Origin of the sequence: Micromonospora sp. NPDC051196 (assembly GCF_040682415.1) — a bacterium.
Taxonomy (GTDB): Bacteria; Actinomycetota; Actinomycetes; order Mycobacteriales; family Micromonosporaceae; genus Micromonospora.
Window position 1 is genome coordinate 1 of the sequence record NZ_JBFBAY010000045.1, and the last position, 1,311, is coordinate 1,311.

Annotated in this window: 1 protein-coding gene; it reads left to right on the forward strand. The window is 66.8% G+C overall.

What is annotated here, in order from left to right; translation table 11 throughout:
* Window positions 1–1,311 (forward strand): polyketide synthase (locus AB0M35_RS29115; RefSeq protein ID WP_363749412.1); only part of this gene is annotated, 1,311 nt, incomplete at both ends.

Here is a 1,311-nt window from a genome sequence, read left to right on the forward strand (position 1 = left end):
CGGGATTTCGCCGCGTGAGGCGTTGGCGATGGATCCGCAGCAGCGGTTGATGTTGGAGTTGTCCCATGAGGTGCTGGAACGCTCCGGACTCGACCTGGCTGGGCTGCGCGGCAGTCGTACCGGTGTCTACATCGGGTCCTCAATGTCGGCATATGTCGCCAATCTCGACCGGGTGCCGGCCGAGATTGAGGGGTATTCGCTGGCCGGAAACCTGGCGAGTGTGCTGTCCGGGCGGGTTGCGTACACGTTCGGCTTCGAAGGGCCGGCGGTCACGGTTGATACGGCGTGCTCGTCGTCGTTGGTGGCGTTGCATCTTGCGGTGCAGGCGTTGCGGCAGGGGGAGTGCTCGCTCGCGATGGCCGGCGGGGTGACCGTGCTGGCCAGCCCGGGCGGCTTCATCGAGTTTTCTCGGCAGCGTGGGCTTGCGCCTGATGGTCGGTGTAAGCCGTTCGCGGCGGGTGCTGATGGTACGAGTTGGGCCGAGGGTGCTGGTGTGTTGTTGTTGGAGCGGTTGTCTGATGCGCGGCGGGCTGGGCGTCGGATCTGGGCGGTGGTTCGTGGTAGTGCGACGAATCAGGATGGTGCCAGTAGCAGTTTGACGGCGCCGAACGGCCCGTCCCAGCAGCGGGTGATCCGAGCCGCGCTGGCCGGCGCGGGACTGTCCCCCGAGGACGTGGACGCCGTCGAAGGGCATGGCACCGGTACGAAGTTGGGCGACCCGATCGAGGCCCAGGCCTTGCTGTCGACGTACGGGCAGCGCCCCGCCGACCGTCCCCTGCATCTGGGCTCGCTGAAGTCGAACTTCGGGCACACGCAGGCCGCTGCCGGAGTGGGCGGCCTGATCAAGATGGTGATGGCGCTGCGCGCCGAGACCCTTCCGCGCACGCTGCACGTGGATGAGCCCTCGCCGATGGTCGACTGGTCGGCCGGCGTGGTCTCCCTGCTGACCGAGTCCCGCCCCTGGCCACGCGACCCTGACCACGTCCGCCGTGCCGGGGTGTCGTCGTTCGGTGTTTCCGGTACGAATGCCCACGTCATTGTCGAAGAGGCGCCTGTCGACTCTGTCCGGGAGCCGTCCGGTGTTTTCGGCGGTGATTTCCGTGTTGATTCTGGCGGTGGTGCCGGCTCAATTGCTGAGTCCGAGTCAGATGATGTGGGTGGTGGGTTGGTGGTGCCGTGGTTGGTTAGTGGTGGGTCGGTGGGTGGGTTGCGTGCGCAGGGGGTTCGGCTTGGGGGTTTTGTGGGTTCGGGTGGTGTGGATGTGGTGGGGGTGGCGCGGGGTTTGGGGGTTCGGTCGGGGTTGCGGTATCG